Annotated in this window: 15 protein-coding genes; 9 read left to right on the top strand and 6 right to left on the bottom strand. The window is 66.5% G+C overall.

The annotated features are described in order from the left end of the window. The first annotated feature begins 148 nt into the window (after positions 1–148). The 3 genes from ACLIMP_RS15520 to ACLIMP_RS15530 all read left to right on the top strand — a co-directional run bounded on the left by ACLIMP_RS15520 (position 149) and on the right by ACLIMP_RS15530 (position 2,735). Positions 149–895 carry a DUF4136 domain-containing protein gene (locus ACLIMP_RS15520; RefSeq protein ID WP_054439161.1) on the top strand — a complete coding sequence of 249 codons (747 nt, stop codon included), beginning with the start codon at positions 149–151 and terminating at the stop codon, positions 893–895. 71 nt (positions 896–966) lie between these two features. Continuing rightward, positions 967–1,581 (top strand): DUF4136 domain-containing protein, encoded by a 615-nt coding sequence (locus ACLIMP_RS15525; RefSeq protein ID WP_185996772.1) that lies wholly within the window; start codon positions 967–969, stop codon positions 1,579–1,581. Continuing rightward, positions 1,578–2,735, top strand: a complete 1,158-nt coding sequence (locus tag ACLIMP_RS15530) for a M14 family metallopeptidase (RefSeq protein ID WP_132469254.1) — start codon at positions 1,578–1,580, stop codon at positions 2,733–2,735. Before ACLIMP_RS15525 ends, ACLIMP_RS15530 begins: the two co-directional genes overlap by 4 nt. 73 nt (positions 2,736–2,808) lie before the next feature. Here the strand turns inward: ACLIMP_RS15530 and ACLIMP_RS15535 are convergent, their stop codons facing one another. From ACLIMP_RS15535 to ACLIMP_RS15550, 4 genes are all read right to left on the bottom strand, one after another. Then, entirely contained in the window at positions 2,809–3,441 is a 633-nt protein-coding gene (locus ACLIMP_RS15535) for an RBBP9/YdeN family alpha/beta hydrolase (RefSeq protein WP_324696636.1), read from the bottom strand. A gap of 181 nt (positions 3,442–3,622) precedes the next feature. Beyond that, positions 3,623–4,090 carry a cytidine deaminase gene (locus tag ACLIMP_RS15540; protein WP_132469253.1) on the bottom strand — a complete coding sequence of 156 codons (468 nt, stop codon included), beginning with the start codon at positions 4,088–4,090 and terminating at the stop codon, positions 3,623–3,625. Next, a complete protein-coding gene (locus ACLIMP_RS15545; RefSeq protein ID WP_185996770.1) occupies positions 4,087–4,806 on the bottom strand; it encodes a glycoside hydrolase family 25 protein in 720 nt (239 codons plus the stop codon). Before ACLIMP_RS15545 ends, ACLIMP_RS15540 begins: the two co-directional genes overlap by 4 nt. Before the next feature lie 10 nt (positions 4,807–4,816). Further along, positions 4,817–5,299, bottom strand: coding sequence for a UPF0262 family protein (locus ACLIMP_RS15550; protein WP_185996769.1), 483 nt, complete (start codon positions 5,297–5,299; stop codon positions 4,817–4,819). A 132-nt stretch (positions 5,300–5,431) separates the two neighbouring features. Here ACLIMP_RS15550 and ACLIMP_RS15555 point away from each other — a divergent pair, with 132 nt between their 5' ends. Continuing rightward, positions 5,432–6,943 (top strand): replicative DNA helicase, encoded by a 1,512-nt coding sequence (locus ACLIMP_RS15555; RefSeq protein WP_054439148.1) that lies wholly within the window; start codon positions 5,432–5,434, stop codon positions 6,941–6,943. Between the two features lie 31 nt (positions 6,944–6,974). Beyond that, a complete protein-coding gene (locus ACLIMP_RS15560; RefSeq protein WP_185996768.1) occupies positions 6,975–7,715 on the top strand; it encodes an SDR family NAD(P)-dependent oxidoreductase in 741 nt (246 codons plus the stop codon). 31 nt (positions 7,716–7,746) lie between these two features. Here the strand turns inward: ACLIMP_RS15560 and ACLIMP_RS15565 are convergent, their stop codons facing one another. Both ACLIMP_RS15565 and ACLIMP_RS15570 read right to left on the bottom strand, forming a co-directional pair. Next, positions 7,747–9,255 (bottom strand): NCS1 family nucleobase:cation symporter-1, encoded by a 1,509-nt coding sequence (locus ACLIMP_RS15565; protein WP_324696640.1) that lies wholly within the window; start codon positions 9,253–9,255, stop codon positions 7,747–7,749. Positions 9,256–9,344: 89 nt separating this feature from the next. Further along, positions 9,345–10,517, bottom strand: coding sequence for an aminotransferase (locus tag ACLIMP_RS15570; protein ID WP_324696642.1), 1,173 nt, complete (start codon positions 10,515–10,517; stop codon positions 9,345–9,347). A gap of 149 nt (positions 10,518–10,666) precedes the next feature. Here ACLIMP_RS15570 and ACLIMP_RS15575 point away from each other — a divergent pair, with 149 nt between their 5' ends. From ACLIMP_RS15575 to ftsH, 4 genes are all read left to right on the top strand, one after another. Next, on the top strand, positions 10,667–12,487 hold the full coding sequence (locus tag ACLIMP_RS15575; protein ID WP_324696643.1) for a hydantoinase B/oxoprolinase family protein: 1,821 nt from the start codon (positions 10,667–10,669) through the stop codon (positions 12,485–12,487). Between the two features lie 57 nt (positions 12,488–12,544). Then, the gene (locus ACLIMP_RS15580) at positions 12,545–14,623 is read left to right on the top strand and encodes a hydantoinase/oxoprolinase family protein (RefSeq protein WP_324696646.1); all 2,079 of its coding nucleotides are present in this window, start codon (positions 12,545–12,547) and stop codon (positions 14,621–14,623) included. 157 nt (positions 14,624–14,780) lie between these two features. Further along, positions 14,781–15,854, top strand: a complete 1,074-nt coding sequence (locus tag ACLIMP_RS15585; protein WP_324696648.1) for a sensor histidine kinase — start codon at positions 14,781–14,783, stop codon at positions 15,852–15,854. A 157-nt stretch (positions 15,855–16,011) separates the two neighbouring features. Continuing rightward, the gene (ftsH, locus tag ACLIMP_RS15590) at positions 16,012–17,943 is read left to right on the top strand and encodes an ATP-dependent zinc metalloprotease FtsH (protein ID WP_054439141.1); all 1,932 of its coding nucleotides are present in this window, start codon (positions 16,012–16,014) and stop codon (positions 17,941–17,943) included. Positions 17,944–17,954 lie beyond the last annotated feature (11 nt).

Here is a 17,954-nt window from a genome sequence, read left to right on the forward strand (position 1 = left end):
CTTGCAAAGTCAAGCGCAAGAGCCCATTTCTCATGGCCTGACCCGCGCTTTTCCCGTTCATCTACGGGCAATCGCGAGGGCTCATAACTCAGGTTCGGGTGCGACCCAACTGATTCTTAGCCAATCGATTCTTCGGACCCGGAACACCATGCAGACGTTCAAAGCCGCGATTCTCGCCACCGGCATGGCCGCAGCCCTGCTGGCCGCACCCGCACTTCAGGCCCGTCCGGGCTGGGGTTCGCCGTGGGGCGGATATGGCCCCGGCTGGGGAGACGGTTGGGGCGATCCGCTGATGGGCGGTCCCATCGGTGCGCCGATCTCGTCGCGCAATCGCACGCAGGATTCGCGCGAAGGCCGCGTCGAAGTCAGCCGATTCGTCGCGCCCGGCCCCGAAGCCGCCGAATTGGGCAAGGGAATCGTCGCGGTCGAATCCGATTCGGGCGAAGGCCAATGGGTCCCCGGCCCGGAGCGCGCCGCTTACGAGGCCGCCATCGTGGAGGCGCTGGTGGGTGCCGGATACGATACCCAGCACAAGGACGAAAGCGGTGGCCAGGTCGCCGAACTCAAGATCAGCCGCCAGGTGCTGACCCCGGCCGAGGAAAAGCGCAGCCCCGTCAGCGGCACCGCCGCGATGGGCGTCAGCAACCGCGGTTCGGCTTATGGCCTTGCCGTCAACGTGGACCTCACCAAGCCGCGTTCGGCGCTGATCGGCACCCGCCTCGACACGCGCATCGTCGACAAGGCGAGCGGCAAGGTGCTCTGGGAAGGCTATGCCACGATCGCCACCCGCGAAGGTGACGACAAGTGGCCCGACTACCGAATCGCCGGAAAGCTGGCGTCCGCCCTCTTCGATGGTTTTCCCAAGGCGGACCTCGTCGACAGCCCGGCAGACTGACCGACCTTATTCATGGCTCCGGCGTGCGATAAGGGTTATCGTATAGACACTTGCCCCCGGGAGAGCCTTGCATGATCCGCACCAACCGCACCCTGACCGCAGCCTGCTTCCTCGCCGCGGCACTGACGCTTGGCGGGTGCGCCGCGCAGGTCGGCCCGGTCGAAGTGACCCGCTTCAGCGCCGCCGACGCACCCGGCCTCGGCAGCGGCGTGATTCGCGTCGATCCCGCCAACCCGCAGGACGCCTCCAGCCTCGAATTCCGCACTTATGCCGCCGCCGTCGCGCAGGAACTCGCAAAAGTCGGCTATCGGCAGGCATTGCCGGGCGAGGCCGTCGCCAATCCGCAAGTCGCCGTGCTCTCCGTCGAACGGCGCAGCTACCAGCCGGGCCGCGAGCGCAGCCCGGTTTCCGTGGGCGTGGGCGGCAGCACCGGCTCCTACGGATCGGGCCTGGGGCTCGGCCTCGGCATCAACCTTGCCGGCAAGCCGCAGGAGCAGGTCGAGACGCGGATGCAGGTCATGATCAAGGACCGCCCCGGCGGCCGCACCATCTGGGAAGGCCGCGCCGCCTTCACCGTCGGCTCCAAGGCGCCCGTCGCCCAGACATCGCTGGGCGCCGCAAAAATGGCCGAAGCGCTGTTCAAGGGGTTTCCGGGCAAGTCGGGCGAAACTATCCTGGTGAAATGACCAGCATCCAGATCTCCTCCGCTTTCGATTCCGGCAACATCGAAGTCCTCTCCACCCAGGGCACCACGGCCCGCCTGAAGATCCGGCGCGATCACGAATCGGACTTCTTCCAGTGGTTCCATTTCCGCGTCAGCGGCGCGCCCGGCCAGAGCATCGCCGGAGAGGAACTGACTCTCAAGATCACCGGCCTCAACGGCTCCGCCTACCCGATGGGCTGGCCCGGCTACCGCGCCTGCGCCTCGGAAGATCGCCAGTTCTGGGGCCGTACCGACACTTCGTGGAGCGCCAGCGAGGATGGCGGCACCCTGACCATCCGCCACACGCCCGAAGGCGAACTGGCGTGGTTCGCCTATTTCGCGCCCTATTCGATGGAGCGCCACCACGACCTCGTCTCCTCGCTCGCCGGGCTTGAGGATGTCGAATACCGCCTGCTCGGCACCACGCTCGACGGCCGTCCGCTCGATTGCCTCTCGATGGGCGAAGGTCTCTCGCAGGTCTGGCTCTATGCCCGCCAGCATCCCGGCGAATCGATGGCGGAATGGTGGATGGAAGGCGCGCTCGAAGTGCTGGCGGACCCCGCCGATTCGGTGGGCCGCGAACTGCGCAAGCGCTGCCGCTTCCACGTCGTGCCCAACATGAACCCGGACGGCTCGGCGCGCGGCCACCTGCGCACCAATGCGGCCGGCGTGAACCTCAACCGCGAGTGGGCCACGCCCAGCCCCGAAAAGTCGCCCGAAGTGCTGGCCGTGCTGGCCGCCATGGACGAAACCGGCGTGGACTTCGCCATGGACATCCACGGCGACGAGGCCATTCCCGCGGTGTTCCTTGCCGGATTCGAAGGCATTCCCTCGCTCAAGCCCGAGCAGAAGGAAGGCTACGACCGGTACGCCTCGATCCTCGAACGCCGCACGCCGGACTTCCAGACGAAGCTCGGCTACTCGCTCGCCCAGCCGGGCAAGGGCAACCTCACGATGTCGACCAACCAGCTTGCCGAACGCTTCGGCGCGGTGTCGATGACACTGGAAATGCCTTTCAAGGACCACGACGAAGCCGCCGACCCGCGCCAGGGCTGGAGCCCGGAACGCTCGGCACAGCTCGGCAAGGATTGCATGGGCGCGCTGCTGGAGTGGTTCGTCGAGCGCGAAGGGAAGTAAGGCGGCATGAGCGGACGGCAGGGGCCGCGGCCCCTGCCTCCTGTTTTTGCGCTATCTGTTCACCGCCGGATATTCAGATGCCCGCCCACTGTCGCAAGGCCTGCTTCACCGCCAGATTCTCGTCGTAGCTCCATCCCGGCGAGAACGAAGCGGCGGGAACTTCGCCCAGCACGCTCTGCAGAATCATCCAGCCGGACGCCCAGTCACCGCGTGTATCGTCGCAGACCGGGAAGGAATCCCAGTCCTTGGCGAGGCGGATCATCGAGCGTTGCTGCGCCATGGGCGCGTCGAGATCGCCGACCATGAAGGACGTGAACGGCAGCGGCTGGCGCGGACAGGCGCCGAAGCGGGACAAGCGGCGGTCGGCCCCGGGAAGGTCCATGTTCGGCGGATTGACGACGATCGCGCCGAGCACCGGGTTTTCCTTGCCCACGCTTTCGAACTCCACCCACCAGGCGAGCGCCAGCGCGGCGATATCGTCGGTCACGATCACGACCGGGCGGTCGGCACGGCGGACGGCGAGGTTGAGCTTGTTGACCCAGGTATTGCGGTGCGGTTCGTCCCAGAGGCCAAGCTCCAGCACGCGGCAATGTTCGCTCCACCGGGCCCAGCGGTTCATCCAGTGCCCTTCGGCAAGGGGAGCGCCGGGCACGAGGAGAATGAGGGGCACATGGTCCTGCTCACTGGGATAGCGATAGTTTGTCATGGTGGTGCTCCAACGCTGTTGGGGATACCGCCGGTCGACTCTGTCTACGTCCCGACTGTCTGCGCACCATAACTCAACCGATTTGGTTGACAATAAGATTCCGACGAAACGATGCCCTTCCACGTCACTCCGAAACGGACCAAGTGACGCGGCGCGGGCTGCCTGTTCGATCGGGCTTGTCTTACAGGAGGTTAGCCGGTCCGAAGGCGTGCGGCAGCAATTCCGACAAGCGCATTTCCAGCACGCCGTCCGGCCCATCGCACCAGACCAGCGGATCGGTGCCGCCGATCTGCGCGATTTCGTTCAGGACCTGGCGGCAGCGGCCGCAGGGGGTGACAGTGTCACCCTGCCCTGCCGCGCCGGGCGCGCCGCCCGTCACCGCAACCGCTTCCAGCTTGCCCCCGTTGCGAAGGAACTCGCCCGAGGAGAGAATGGCGGAAACCGCCACCGTCTCGGCACAGAGCGAGAGCCCGTAGCTGGCGTTCTCGACATTGGCGCCGGTGACGACCGAGCCATCCGCCATGAGCAGCGCGGCGCCGACGTGGAACTTCGAATAAGGCGCATAGGCGCGGCCGGCGGCCTCGCGCGCGGCCACGAGCAGGGCGTCGCGCTGTTCGGCGGCGAAAGACGGGGAAGATGCGGTGGTCATGGCTGCACCACTACCCAGCGGAGCCCGCCTTGCGCAATATCGTTCGAAAGCGAGCGGTTCGCAGTCCACAGCGACCATGGACGGCCGCCGTAATCCGGCAGGAAGCGATCGCGCGACAGCCAGAGGTTGCGATCCAGCTTGGCCGCGATCCGGTAGCGCGATTCGAACTGCTTGCTGACCTTGAGGATCACCGGCTTTCCCGCATGGGTCTCGATCTGGTTGATGAAGGTCATCAGTTCGCTCTCGACCTTGGCGTCGGAAACGTTGGCAGGGCAACCGTCCGCCACGATATCGAGATCGATCACCGGCGGCAGCAATTGCGCATCGCGCGGAACCGTGGTCACGAAGTTGGCGGACTGCATTTCGGCAGGCTGGCACGGATCGTAGCGGTGGACCGCTCCCACCTGCAGCCCGGCCGCCTTGGCCGCCACGAAATTGGCGACGAAACGCGGGTCACGGGCAAAGGCGCTGACACTGGCGCTCGCGTCGATATAGGCGAAGTTCACGCCGATCGCCTTGAGCGACTTCCAGTTCACCTCGCCGTCGGAGGCACCGATCTCGACCCCCTGCATCGGATAGAGGCCGCGATCCGGTGTCCAGTGGCGAACGTGCCACCAGCCCCATGCGCCCGCCAGCATCGCCAGAAGCAGCAGAACCGCGGCGATTCGCCATACGATGCGCGCGCGCGCCTTTGCGGCCGAGCCTTTCCTTGCCATGGGAGCCCCCTCAGCCGCGAATATGCAGGACGCAGATCAGCGTGAAAAGCCTGCGTGCGGTGGGGTGGTCCGTCTCGACCTTGCCTTCGAGGCGTTCGAGCAGAAGTTCGGCGGCGGCATTGTGAATACCGCGCCGGGCCATGTCGATGGTCTCGATCTCCTGGGCCGAAGCCTTGCGAATCGCCTGATAGTAGCTTTCGCAGACCGCGAAGTACTCCCGCACGGGGCGGCGGAAGCGGGCAAGGCCCAGCACCATGGTTTCCAGCGCGCCGCCGGCCTCGTCCGCGATTTCGAGCGAGAGGCGCCCGTCGCGCACCGAAAGCCGCAGGCGATAAGGCCCTACGTGACCGGCTTCATAGGCGCGCAGGGGCTTGAAGACGTTGTCTTCGATCAGATCGAAGATGGCGATGCGCCGTTCCTGTTCGATATCGGCGTTGCGCCACAGAATGGTCGCCTCGTCGAGTTCGATATGGGAGATGCACGGATCGGACATGATCCCTCGCCCTTTACGCGCTTGCAGCATGGGGTCGCAAGCCCAACGCTCACCATTCACACCCTGTGGAATAATATCGCTCACCTGTTCGCTTGCTGGCGCGGGGCGAGATGAGGCATTGTCGGCCCCCTCATGTCACAACCTGCCGCCATTGCGCTCGCCCCCGAGGCCGAAGCCCGTACCCTCCCCGCCAACGTCGAGGCCGAGGCCGCGTTCCTTGGCGCCGTGCTGATCGACAACCGGGTGATCGAGGAACTGCAGACGCAGCTCACCCCGATCCACTTCTTCGAGCCCGTGCACGCGCGAATCTACGAGCGTATCCTCCAGTTGCTCGATCGCAAGGCGGTGGTCACGCCGGTGACGCTGCGCCCCTATTTCGAATCGGATGAAGCGCTCAAGGCGCTGGGCGGCGTATCCTACCTTGCCCGCCTGACGGCCGACGGACAGGGCCTGCTCGCCCCGCGCGAACTGGCGGACCAGATCTACGATCTCGCCCTGCTGCGCGAACTGATCTCGGTGGGCCGCAACCTCGTCGCCGAGGCGATGGATACTTCCGAATCGGTGGAGCCGATGGAGCAGGTGGAGCGGGCCGAAGCCGCGCTCTACAAGGTGGCCGAAGGCGCCGCGACCGCGAACGAGGCGAAGAGCTTCGCCGCCGCCACCCGCACCGCGATCGGCGCGATCGAGAAGGCCTTCAATTCCGGCGGTCACATCTCCGGCAAGACCACGGGCCTCAATTCGGTCAACGGCAAGATCGGCGGCCTGCACGATTCCGACCTTATCATCCTTGCCGGCCGTCCCGGCATGGGCAAGACCTCGCTCGTCACCAACATCGCGTTCAATGCCTCCGACCGGCTCCAGCGCGACCTGGCGGACGGTATCCCGGTAGAAAAGTCGGTGGGCGCGGCAACGGCGTTCTTCAGCCTCGAAATGAGCGCGGACCAGCTGGCCACGCGTATCCTTGCCGAGCAGTCGGGCATCAGCTCCGAAGCGCTGCGCATGGGCAAGATCAGCCGCGAGGACTTCCAGCAGCTCTCCTTCGCCTCGCAGCGGCTGGCCGAACTGCCGCTCTATATCGACGATACGCCGGGCCTCACCATCGCCGGCCTGCGCACACGTGCCCGCCGCCTGAAGCGCCGCCACAACATCGGCCTCGTCATCATCGACTATCTGCAGCTGCTGCAGGGCTCCGGCCGCGCCAACGACAACCGCGTGAACGAAATCTCGGAAATCTCGCGCGGCCTCAAGACGCTCGCCAAGGAACTGCACGTTCCGGTGATCGCCCTCTCGCAGCTTTCCCGTGCGGTGGAATCGCGCGAGGACAAGCGCCCGATGCTTTCCGACCTTCGCGAATCGGGCTCGATCGAGCAGGACGCGGACATGGTCTGGTTCGTGTTCCGCGAGGATTACTACGCCAAGGGCGTCGAGCCGCGCGAGCCCGGCGACAACGATCCGCCGGACGTTCACGCCAAGTGGAACGAATGGCGCGAGCATATGGAACGGATCACCGGCCTTTCCGAACTGATCATCGCCAAGCAGCGTCACGGTGCCACCGGCAAGGTGCGCCTGCGCTTCGAAGCACGGATCACGAAGTTCTCCGACCTTGCCGACGACGACATGCGCGCGGCCTTCGAAAGCGACTGATCTTCCCGAGAGGAATGCCGAAAAGGACAAAATGAGCGACCGGAAAGTCCTGCTTCTCGCCGGGGGCAGCGGATCGATCGGCAGCGCCATCGCCCGCCAGGCGCTGGCTCATGGCTGGAAGGTCGCTCTCCACGGCCGCACGCCCGAAAAGGTCGAGGCGCTCGTGACCGGGCTGTCCTACCTCGGTTCCATCGATGGCTTCATCGCCGACGTATGGGAAGAGGATGCGGCCGAAACCCTGATCGCCGAAGTGGGCGAGCAATATGGCCGGATCGACGCGGTGATCGACTGTGTTTCGACCGGCCCGCTCGGCATCACCGGGCTGCTGCCGGAGACCGCGCCCGAAACCTTCGGGGATTTCCTCAATGTCTCGGTCGGCTGGGTGGAGCGGCTCGCGCTGGCCAGCTATGGATTTCTCGCCACGCAGGGCGGCACGTTCCTCGCCCTCGTCTCCGACGCCGGGATCTACGCCGCCGCGCGCCAGAGCCTGATCGGCGCGGCGCGGGCCGGCACCATCGGATTCATCCGCAATTTCGCAATGGAAGCCGCGCGCGACGGCATCCGCGCCCATGCGCTCTCAACCAGCTTCGTGGAAGGCAGCGAAAGCGCCATCCGCATGGGTTCGGAACGCATGGCCCGCGCCGCGCGCAAGGCCGGCCTGGGGCTGCCGACCGCGGACGACGTTGCCCCGCTCGCCCTGTTCCTCTGTTCGGACGGTGCGGCGAAGATCACCGGACAGGTCATCAGCGTGAACGGCGGACTGAACGCCTGAAACACCGCCCGCGCGCGTTCACCCGCGCGCTTCAGGCCGCCACCTGCCCGGCTTCCACACCGGCCTCGACCCCGGCCACGACCTCGCCCCCGGCGGCCCTGCCCCGCATCATCAGTGCGTAGCTCGCCAGCGCCACCGCCACCCCGACGAACCAGGCGTAAGTGTAGATTCCCGACCAGAACGCCCCCACACCGCCGAAGGTCTCCGGCGCGGCAACCTTGAGGAAGCCCGGCACATTCGGCGCGATACCCAGCACAAGGGCGATGAGAGCGCGCGGATTCCACCCGTTCCCATAGGAATAGACGCCGTTTTCGTCGTAGAGCGCCGCAACGTCCAATCGCGTGTCGCGCACCAGCCAGTAGTCGGCGATGAGGATGCCGGTGATCGGCCCGAGCAGCGCACCGTAACCGGTGAGCCAGGTGAAGATGTAGCCCTCGGTGCTGGCCATCAGCTTCCACGGCATCATGAACAGCCCGATGCACGCCGTGATGAGCGCGCCTGTCCGGTAGCTGATCCTTGACGGCTTGAGCGATGCGAAGTCGAACGCCGCGCATACGAGGTTGGCGGCAATGTTGCAGGAAACCGTGTCCACCGCGATCACCACCAGGCCCAGCAGCACGAACGGGCCGGACAGGGTTCCCGCGAGCACCACCGGGTCCCAGATCGCATGGCCGTAGATCACCACGGTTGCCGAAGTGGTGATGACGCTGATGAGCGCGATCAGGCCCATGGTCGGCGGCAGGCCCAGTGTCTGGCCGATCATCTGGTCCCGCTGGCTATGGGCGAAACGCGTGAAGTCGGGGATGTTGAGCGCCAGGGTTCCCCAGAAACCGACCATGGCGGTGAAGGCAGGAAGCCAGACTGCCCAGAACTGGCCTTCCTTCGCGCCGCCCGGCCCGAAGGCGGAAGGCGCCGAGAAGATCGGCCCGATGCCGCCCGCAGCGTCCACCGCCCACCAGACAAGGCCGATGCAGGCCAGCAGCTTGAGCGGCGCGGTCCAGGTTTCCAGCCGCCGGATGGTCAGCAGGCCCTTGCGCACGAAGAGCAGCTGCACGCCCCAGAACACCAGGAATGCAAGCAACTGGCCAATCCCGATCCCGAAGAACGGCAGCGGTGCGCCGCGCAAGTCCAGACCGAGGAAGATACCGAGCAGCGTCAGCAGCGCCTCGCCGCCGATCCAGGTCTGGATGCCGTACCAGCCGCAGGCCACCAGCGCGCGGGCCAGCGCAGGCAGCCGCGCGCCGACCGTGCCGAAGGAAGCGCGCACGAGCACCGCGAAAGGTACGCCGTAGCGGGTGCCGGAATGGCCGATCAGCAGCATCGGCACAAGGATCACGATATTGCCCAGGATAACGGTAACGGTTGCCTGAAGCGCCGACATGCCCTGTTCGATCAGGCCGGAGGCCAGCATCCAGGTCGGCACGGCAACGACCATGCCCACCCACAGCGCCGCGAAGTGCCACCAGCGCCAGCTGCGCTGCGCCTCGTCCGTGGGCGCGAGGTCCGCGTTCCAGAGCGTGTCGCCATTACCGTGACTCATCCGCGCGATCCCCCGATGCCTGAGGGGGACTACGATGCCGCAGTGCAGCAAAGTGTCAAGCGCGCGAATTCCGGCTCACCGACTGGCGATCAGCCCAGCAGGCGCTCCCTGAACCGCGCGAGGCGGAACACGGCTTCGTCCAGCACTTCGGCGGGCTTGGTGAAGCAGAAACGGACGAGGTGGCGGGGTGCCGCTTCGCCCTGGTAGAGCGCCGAGACCGGCACCGTGGCCACCCCGGCCTCGGCCACGGCACGTTCGCTGAATTCGCTGTCGCACAACGAAATGCCGGAAGCGCTGAGATCGACGTTGAGGAACCACGTCGCCGCGTTGGGCAGCACCACGAAGCCCGCCGCCGCAAGGCCGGTCCTCAGCCGTTCGCGCGCGGCATTCCATTCGGCGCGCTGGTCCGCCAGCACGGCATCCGGCAATGCCAGCCCTTCGGCCACGGCCCATTGCAGCGGGACCGCGGTGGCATAAGTCAGGAACTGGTGCGCGCGCTGAAGCGCCGTAGCCAGTTCGCCCTGCGCGATCATCCAGCCGATCTTCCACCCGGTGAGACCGAAGATCTTGCCCGCCGATCCGATCTTCACCGTGCGCTCCGCCATCCCGGGAACCGCCGCGAGCGAGCGATGGGCCACGCCGTCGAAGCGGACATCCTCCCAGACTTCGTCGCACACGGCGACAAGGTCGTGCTCCACGCAGGCGCGGGCGATCGTCTCCAGTTCGGCGTGGCTGGCGACCGTTCCTGCCGGATTGAGCGGATCGTTGAACATCAGCAGGCGCGTCGCAGGCGTGATCGCGGCGGCCAGCGCTTCGGCGGTGTAGCGAAAGTGCGGCGGGGAAAGCGGGACAGACACCGGCACGCCCCCTGCCCGGCGCACCGTGGGCGCATAGGCATCGTAGGCGGGCTGGAACAGGATCACCTCGTCGCCCGGCTGCACCAGCGCGGAAACGGCAGCGGCCAGAGCCTCGGTGGCGCCGGAAGTCACCGTCACCTGTTCGGGCGCGAGCGCCAGCCCCTGCCGCCGGGCATAGTAGGCGCAGATCGCCTCACGCAGTTCGGCAAGCCCCGCGCCCGGCGGATACTGGCTCGATTTCTCCTGCAGCGCGCGCGCCGCCGCCTCGATCAGCGCGGGCGGCGGCGGCCCGTCGGGAAAGCCCTGCCCCAGGTTGATCGCGCCATGCTCACGCGCCAGCGCCGACATGCGGTCAAACACCGTGCGTTCCATTTCGGCATAGACCGGGTGGATGCGGGACTTCATCTCGGGGCTGCTCCGATAGCGCGTCTGGGCATGGTGAGAGCGCCGGATAACGCGCGTTTTCGCAAATTGCACGGCGATACGCACACGCTGTCGAGAAGCGCCGCCCCCGCGCTTCTACCCCGGATCGGCCACAAGGGAGAGCAAGAGACGTGTCCTACGAGCTGAACCGCAAGCTCGCCGCGCGGCGCGAACCGCTGCCGACGGCGGCCCGGATCGACCCGGTAACGGCCGACATCGTTCGCGGCGCCTTCGAAACGGTCTGCTTCGAGGCTGCGACCTATCTTGGCCGCGCCGCCTCCAGCCCGATCATCAACCAGTCGAACGAGCGCAATGCCGCCATCGTCGATGCCCACGGCCGCCTTGCCATGGGCGCGGTGGGCACCCCGCACCTGACGTTCGTCAACCAGATGGAAACGCGCTGGGGGCTGATGAACCAGGACCGTTACGACTGGGGGCCCGGCGACGTCTTCCTGGGCAACGATCCCGATCACGGCGGCGGCCACCTGCCGGATTACTGCATTTACGGCCCGGTCTATGACGACAATGGCGAACTGATCTGCATCCAGACCCTGCAGGCCCACCAGGGCGACACCGGCGGCAAGGACCCGGGCGGCTTCTCGCTCGATGCCACCGACGTCTTCACCGAGGGGGTGATCTACCCCTGCCTCAAGCTGGTCCACCGGGGCGAATTGCGCCGCGACGTGTTCGACATGGTGGTGCGCAACAACCGCTTCGCCACGTTCGCGGGAGACATTGCGGCGATGATCGGCGGCGTGCAGCACGCGGTGCGGATGCTGGACGACCTGCTCGGCAAATGGGGCGGGGAGACGATCAAGGCGGCGATCAACCACTCGATCGAGCACACGACACGCCGCGTCCGCGAGGAAGTGGCGAAATGGCCCGATGGGTGCCACGAGGCGACCGTCTGGATTGACCACGACACCGCGGGAACCAAGGATATCAAGGTCCAGGTCGCCTGCACCATCGCCGGGGATCAGCTCACCGTCGATCTGGCGGGGACGGACGACCGGCAGAACCTTGTCGGCGTGTGGAACACGTTCGCCAATTCGCGCAGCTACGTGATGTGTCAGGTGGTCGCGGCGATGGACCCGACGATCGTGAAGAACGAAGGCTTCTTCAACGCGGTCGATATCCTGATCCCCGAAGGCTGCATCGCCCAGCCGCCGCCGAACAGGCCCGCCGCGCTGGGATCGTTCCACCCGGCCTGCGAGATTACCGAGGCGGTCTGCATCGCACTGTCCAATGTGGCGCCCGAACGGTCACAGCCGCAGCTCTACAAGATCGGTATGCCCAACATGGTCGTCGGCTTCGACGAGAACGGCATGATGTGGATGGACCAGGGCGTCGATTGCCGATCGATGGACGTTTCGGCGGTGGAGGGGCTGGATGGCTGGGGCTCCTGCCCCTCCGCGCTGGGCAGCCTGATCCTGTCCGAGGCGGAAGATGCGGAAAGCCGCTTCCCGATCCTCAACATCAGCCGCGAGATGACCACCGACGGCGGCGGCGCCGGACAGTGGCGCGGCTGTCCGGGCTCGCTCAACGTCAAGCAGGTGCTGCGGCCGACTTCGGCGATGGCGTGGATGGTCTCGGCCGACCACCCCTTGCGCGGGCTTCGCGGCGGGGACGATGCGATCCCCTATACCAACCGGTTCGAGGTCGGCTCCCCCAATGAGCGGGCCATTCTCCACACCGCGCAGGACCTGCTGCCGGAAGGCGCGGTGATCGCCTACCAGCACGGCGGCGGCGCGGGGTTCGGCAGGCCGCTCCAGCGCGATCCGGAGGCCGTGAAGGAGGATGTGCTCGACGAGTACGTCAGCCCGGAGGCGGCGCGGGCGAAGTACGGCGTGGTGCTGACCGGCAGCCTCGACGACTACTCGCTGGCAGTGGACCACGCCGCGACCGAGGCGCTCAGAGCCGAAATGGCGAGCATGGCCGAAGCAGCGGAATAACGAAAAAGCAGGCTCTCCCCCCTTCCCTGAAGGGGAGGGGATCGGAGAGGACGTTTCATGGATTACAGGGTCGGCATCGACATCGGCGGCACCTTCACCGACTTCGCGCTCCTGAAGGGCAGCGAGGTGGTGCTCCACAAGAACCTCTCCACCCCGGAGGACCGCTCGCTGGGCGTGATGGAAGGCCTCGGCAAGCTGGCCGAAAAGGAAGGGCTGCCGCTGGCCGAATTCCTCGGCTGCTGCGAGGCGATCGTCCACGGCACCACCGTGGCCGACAACACCCTGATCGAGATGAACGGCGCCCTCACCGGCCTCATCACCACCGAGGGTTTCCGCGACGAGATCGAATATCGCCGCGGCTACAAGGAGGATATCTGGGACGTCCGCCTCGAAGCCCCGCAGCAGATCACCCCGCGCCGCCGCCGCCTGACGGTGCCCGAACGCGTGCTGCACGACGGATCGGTCCACAAGGAACTGGACGAAGCGGCGCTGCGCGAAGCCTGCCGCAAGCTGCGGCTGCAGAACGTGGAAGCGGTGGCGATCTCGTTCCTGTTCTCCTTCGTCAACCCGGAGCATGAGCGCCGCGCCAAGGAGATCGTGCGGCAGGAAATCCAGAACGCCTACGTTTCCGCCAGCCACGAAGTGCTGCCCCGCGCGCCCGAGTACGACCGCACATCGACCACGGTGGTCAACGCCTATGTCGGCCCCCGCGTTACCGGCTATCTCGAGAAACTGGTGCAGCGGCTTGGCGAGGGTGGATACCGGAACCAGCTGATGGTCATGCAGGCTTCCGGCGGAGTGATGACCAAGGACTATATCGACGGCGCGCCGATCCGGGTGCTCGCTTCCGGCCCGGCCGGCGGCGTGGTGGGTTCCGCCCATGCGGGCCGGGCCAAGGGCTGCCCGGACCTGCTCTGCGTAGACATGGGCGGCACCAGCTACGACATGGCGCTGGTGCTGAACGGCGAAGCCCCGGCCGAGGCCGGCTGGAACATGCACCACCGCTATCTCGTCGGCGTGCCAATGGTGAAAGTGGAAACGCTGGGCGCAGGGGGCGGCTCGATCTGCCACGTCAACAAGGGCGCGCTGGAAGTCGGCCCACGCTCGGCGGGGTCGCAGCCCGGCCCGATCTGCTACGGACGCGGCGGAACCGAACCGACCGTGACCGATGCGCTCGTCATGCTGGGCATTCTCTCCACCGAGGAAGGCTTCGCCGGCGGCAGCTTCCGCCTCACCCGCGACGGCGTGGAGGAAGCCTTCCGCCGGATCGCCCACGAACTCGGCCATGATGACCCGGCACGCGCCGCTTTCGACTGCTGGCGCGTGGTCAATGCCCATATGAGTCAGGGCGTGCGCCGCACCACGGCGGGCAAGGGTATCGATCCCAAGGATCTGGTCATGCTGGCCTATGGCGGCAACGGCCCAGCCTTCGCGGCGATCCAGGCCGAGGATCTTGGGATCACCCGCGTGCTGGTGCCCAAGGCCTCGCCCACATTCTCGGCGCTGGGCACCTTGGTCGCCAACCCGACCATCGACGAGGAACGCTCCTACATCGCTTCCGCCTCGGCACTGGATGTGGCGCGCATCCGCACGCTCTGGACCGAACTGTCGGACCGCGCCGCCCGCTTCTTCACCGCCGCGCAGTTCCGCGCCGAGGATATCCGCGCCGACTACCGGCTCAACATGCGTTATCCCGGCCAGAACTTCTCGCTCTCGTTCGACTTCGCCGCCGAGACCGCACTCGGCGATCTCGGCTTCATCGACGAGACCTTTGCCGCCCGTGCCACCGAACTGTTCAATGCCCGCCACATGGCAGAATACGGCCATATCCGCGAGCATGAGGTGCCCGAAATCTCGGGCGTGCGCCTCGCGGCTCATGTCGAGACCCCTTCTCCAGCAGCCGGCGGCGGCTTCACGCCCAGCGGCGCGGTTCCGCAGCCGCATCGCCGCCGCCGCGCCAATCTCGGGCAGGGTTTTGCCGAAGTCCCGGTCTATCGCGGCCCGGACCTCGCACCCGGCATGGAAGTGCCCGCCCCCGCGATCGTGGAGGAGACCTTCACCACGATCGTCATCTACCCGGGATGGACGGCCCGGGTGGACGCGGCGGGGGACTATCAGCTCATAAAGGAGGCCTGAGGCGGGGGCGGCGCCACCGGCCGGGGAACTTGCGCGCGGATCAGGCGTCTCTTTCTCGACACTTCCGCTTGCGACAGGAAGGTCTTGCCGCCAGACCCTGACCCTGCAGCCCGGACGGATCTTCGCCGCTCCTGGCGCAGCGAGAGACTTGCCCGACGTGAACCGCCTATCCCGCTTCCAGACCGACTTCATCGAACGGTTGCCGCTGATCCCCGAACGCCCCGGAATGCGTTACGGCGTCACTGTCGCGCTGTGCCTGCTGGCCGCATGGATACGCTGGGAACTCGATGCCGCTTTCCCACCGGGCTATCCCTACCTGACCTTCTTCCCGGCCGTTATCCTCTCCTCGTTCCTGTTCGGGCCCCGCCCCGGCGTGGTGGCTGCCGTGATTTGCGGGTTCTTCGCGTGGTACCTGTTCATACCGCCGCGTTTCGGGTTCGCGTTCGACAGCAAGACGCTGGTGTCCCTGGCGTTCTACCTGGGCGTGGTAACTGTCGACATTGCCCTCGTCCACCTCATGCAAAGCGCCAACTCCCGCCTCCATGTCGCACGCGAGAACGTCCGCCTGCTCGCCGAGGAACGCGGTGTCCTGGCGGAGCGCACCGAGCTGCTGTTTCAGGAGCTCCAGCACCGCGTCGGCAACAATCTCCAGATGATCGGCGCCGTTTTGTCCCTGCAGATGCGCGGCCTCGCCGAACCGACCGCCCGCCGCGCCATCGCCAATGCCGCCGGGCGATTGCAGGTGATCGGCCGCATCCAGCGCCAGCTCTACAAGTCGGACGGAGAACTGGTGCCGCTGGACCGCTTCGTCCACGAACTGTCGGGGCAGGTCATGGATTCGAGCGGGCGGGACGACATCGCCTGCAAGGTCGTGGTGGAGCCCGGCATCGTCCTGCGGCCCGACGCCGCCGTCCCCGTGGCGCTGATCCTGTCCGAAGCCATGGCCAATGCCCTGGAACATGGATTGGCGGCGCGGGACACCGGCACGATCCACGTCCAGGTCATCCGCCGGGACGAGGGAATCGCGCTGGTCGTCGAGGACGACGGCGCCGGCCTTGCCGACGGCTTCGAGCCCGACCTTGCAGAATCGATAGGACTGCGCATCTCCCGCGTCCTCTCGCGCCAGCTCGATGCCCGCATGACACTGGAAAATGTGCCCCCTGAAACGGGACGGCGCGGCGCCCGCATGACCCTTCACCTGCCCCCTTGCCGCATCGTTCGGCAGGACTGATCCCGGCGTCAGCCGTCGCTGTCCGCGCCTCGCACATACCCCCAGCGCGTTTTCGAACGACACCGCAGGGCGAAACGATTACACTGACTGGCTCTGCTAACTTGCGATTCAGGCGCCCCACCCTACATTGGCGGGCGAAAGGACGGTTTCTCCCAAGATGAACGACGATCAGCCTAGCGGCAATCCCTGGGTCAAGAGCCTTCTCGTATGGGGCTGCATCTTTCTCGCGCTCCTCGTGGTGGTTTCCATGTTCAACACCCGCAGCGAAAGCGGGCCCGTGATCGCCTATTCCGATTTCCGCGCCAAAGTTGCCGAAGGCAGCGTTCAGAGCGTCGAAGTCGGCACGGACAGCATCGACGGGAAGATGAAGAACGGCGATGTCTTCCGCACCGTGCCCGTCCCCGGCGATACCACGCTGACCCCGCTGCTTCAGCAGAGCGGCGTGCAGTATGCCGGCAAGACGCCCGAGGAAGGCAGCCTGCTGGTCTACATCCTCGCGCAGACCCTCCCCTTCCTGCTGATCGTCGGCATCGCGTTCTTCGCGCTGCGGCAGGTCCAGAAGGGCGGCGGTTCGGGCGCGATGGGCTTCGGCAAATCGAAGGCCAAGATGCTGACCGAACGCTCGGGCCGCGTTACTTTCGACGATGTTGCGGGTATCGACGAAGCGCGTGAGGAACTGGAAGAGATCGTCGAATTCCTTCGCGATCCCACCCGCTTCTCCAAGCTCGGCGGCCAGATTCCCAAGGGCGCGCTGCTGGTCGGCTCGCCGGGTACCGGCAAGACCCTGCTCGCCCGCGCCATCGCCGGTGAGGCAGGCGTGCCTTTCTTCACGATCTCGGGCTCCGACTTTGTCGAAATGTTCGTGGGCGTCGGCGCAAGCCGCGTGCGTGACATGTTCGAGCAGGCGAAGAAGAACGCCCCCTGCATCGTCTTCATCGACGAAATCGACGCGGTCGGCCGCCATCGCGGCCATGGCCTCGGCAATTCGAACGACGAGCGCGAGCAGACGCTGAACCAGCTCCTCGTGGAGATGGACGGCTTCGAGGCGAACGAAGGCATCATCATCATCGCGGCCACCAACCGCCCCGATGTGCTCGACCCCGCGCTGCTGCGCCCGGGCCGCTTCGACCGTCAGGTCGTGGTGCCCGTGCCGGATATCGAAGGCCGCGAGAAGATCCTCGCCGTGCATATGAAGAAGGTGCCGCTGGCGCCTGACGTGAACCCCCGCGTGATCGCACGCGGCACGCCGGGCTTCTCGGGCGCCGACCTCGCCAACCTCGTGAACGAGGCCGCCCTGCTCGCCGCGCGCCGCAACAAGCGTCTCGTCGCCATGCAGGAGTTCGAGGACGCCAAGGACAAGGTCATGATGGGCGCGGAACGCCGCTCCATGGTCATGACCGACGACGAGAAGAAGATGACCGCCTACCACGAGGCCGGCCATGCCATCGTCTCGCTGCACGAGGCCGCCTCGGACCCGATCCACAAGGCCACCATCATCCCGCGCGGCCGTGCGCTGGGCATGGTGATGCGTCTGCCGGAACGGGACAGCTACTCGTATCACCGTGACAAGATGCTCGCGAACCTCTCGGTCGCGATGGGCGGCCGTGTCGCCGAGGAACTGATCTTCGGCTACGACAAGGTCTCCTCGGGCGCCTCGTCGGACATCCAGTACGCCACGAGCCTGGCCCGCAACATGGTCACCAAGTGGGGCATGTCCGACAAGCTGGGTCCGCTCCAGTACGAGGAAAGCCAGGAAGGCTACCTCGGCATGGGTGGTTCGCATCGCACCATGGCCTCGGATGAGACCAACAAGGTGATCGACAGCGAGATCCGCGGCCTGGTCGACAATGCCCACGCCCGCGCCACGCAGCTCCTCAACGAGTACAGCGAACAGCTTGAAGCGCTGGCGCAAGCCCTGCTGGAATACGAGACTCTCTCGGGCGAGGAGATCAACCAGCTCCTTGAAACCGGCAAGCTCGACCGCCCCAGCGAACCGCGAGGCCCCGGTGCTCCGCGCCCGCTGACCGGTTCCTCGATCCCCAAGGCCGGCCGCCGCCTCCCCGGCAGCGCCACGCCGCAAGGTGCCTGACGGCTTCGAAG

The organism is Novosphingobium aeonii (assembly GCF_052279045.1).
Lineage (GTDB): Bacteria > Pseudomonadota > Alphaproteobacteria > Sphingomonadales > Sphingomonadaceae > Novosphingobium.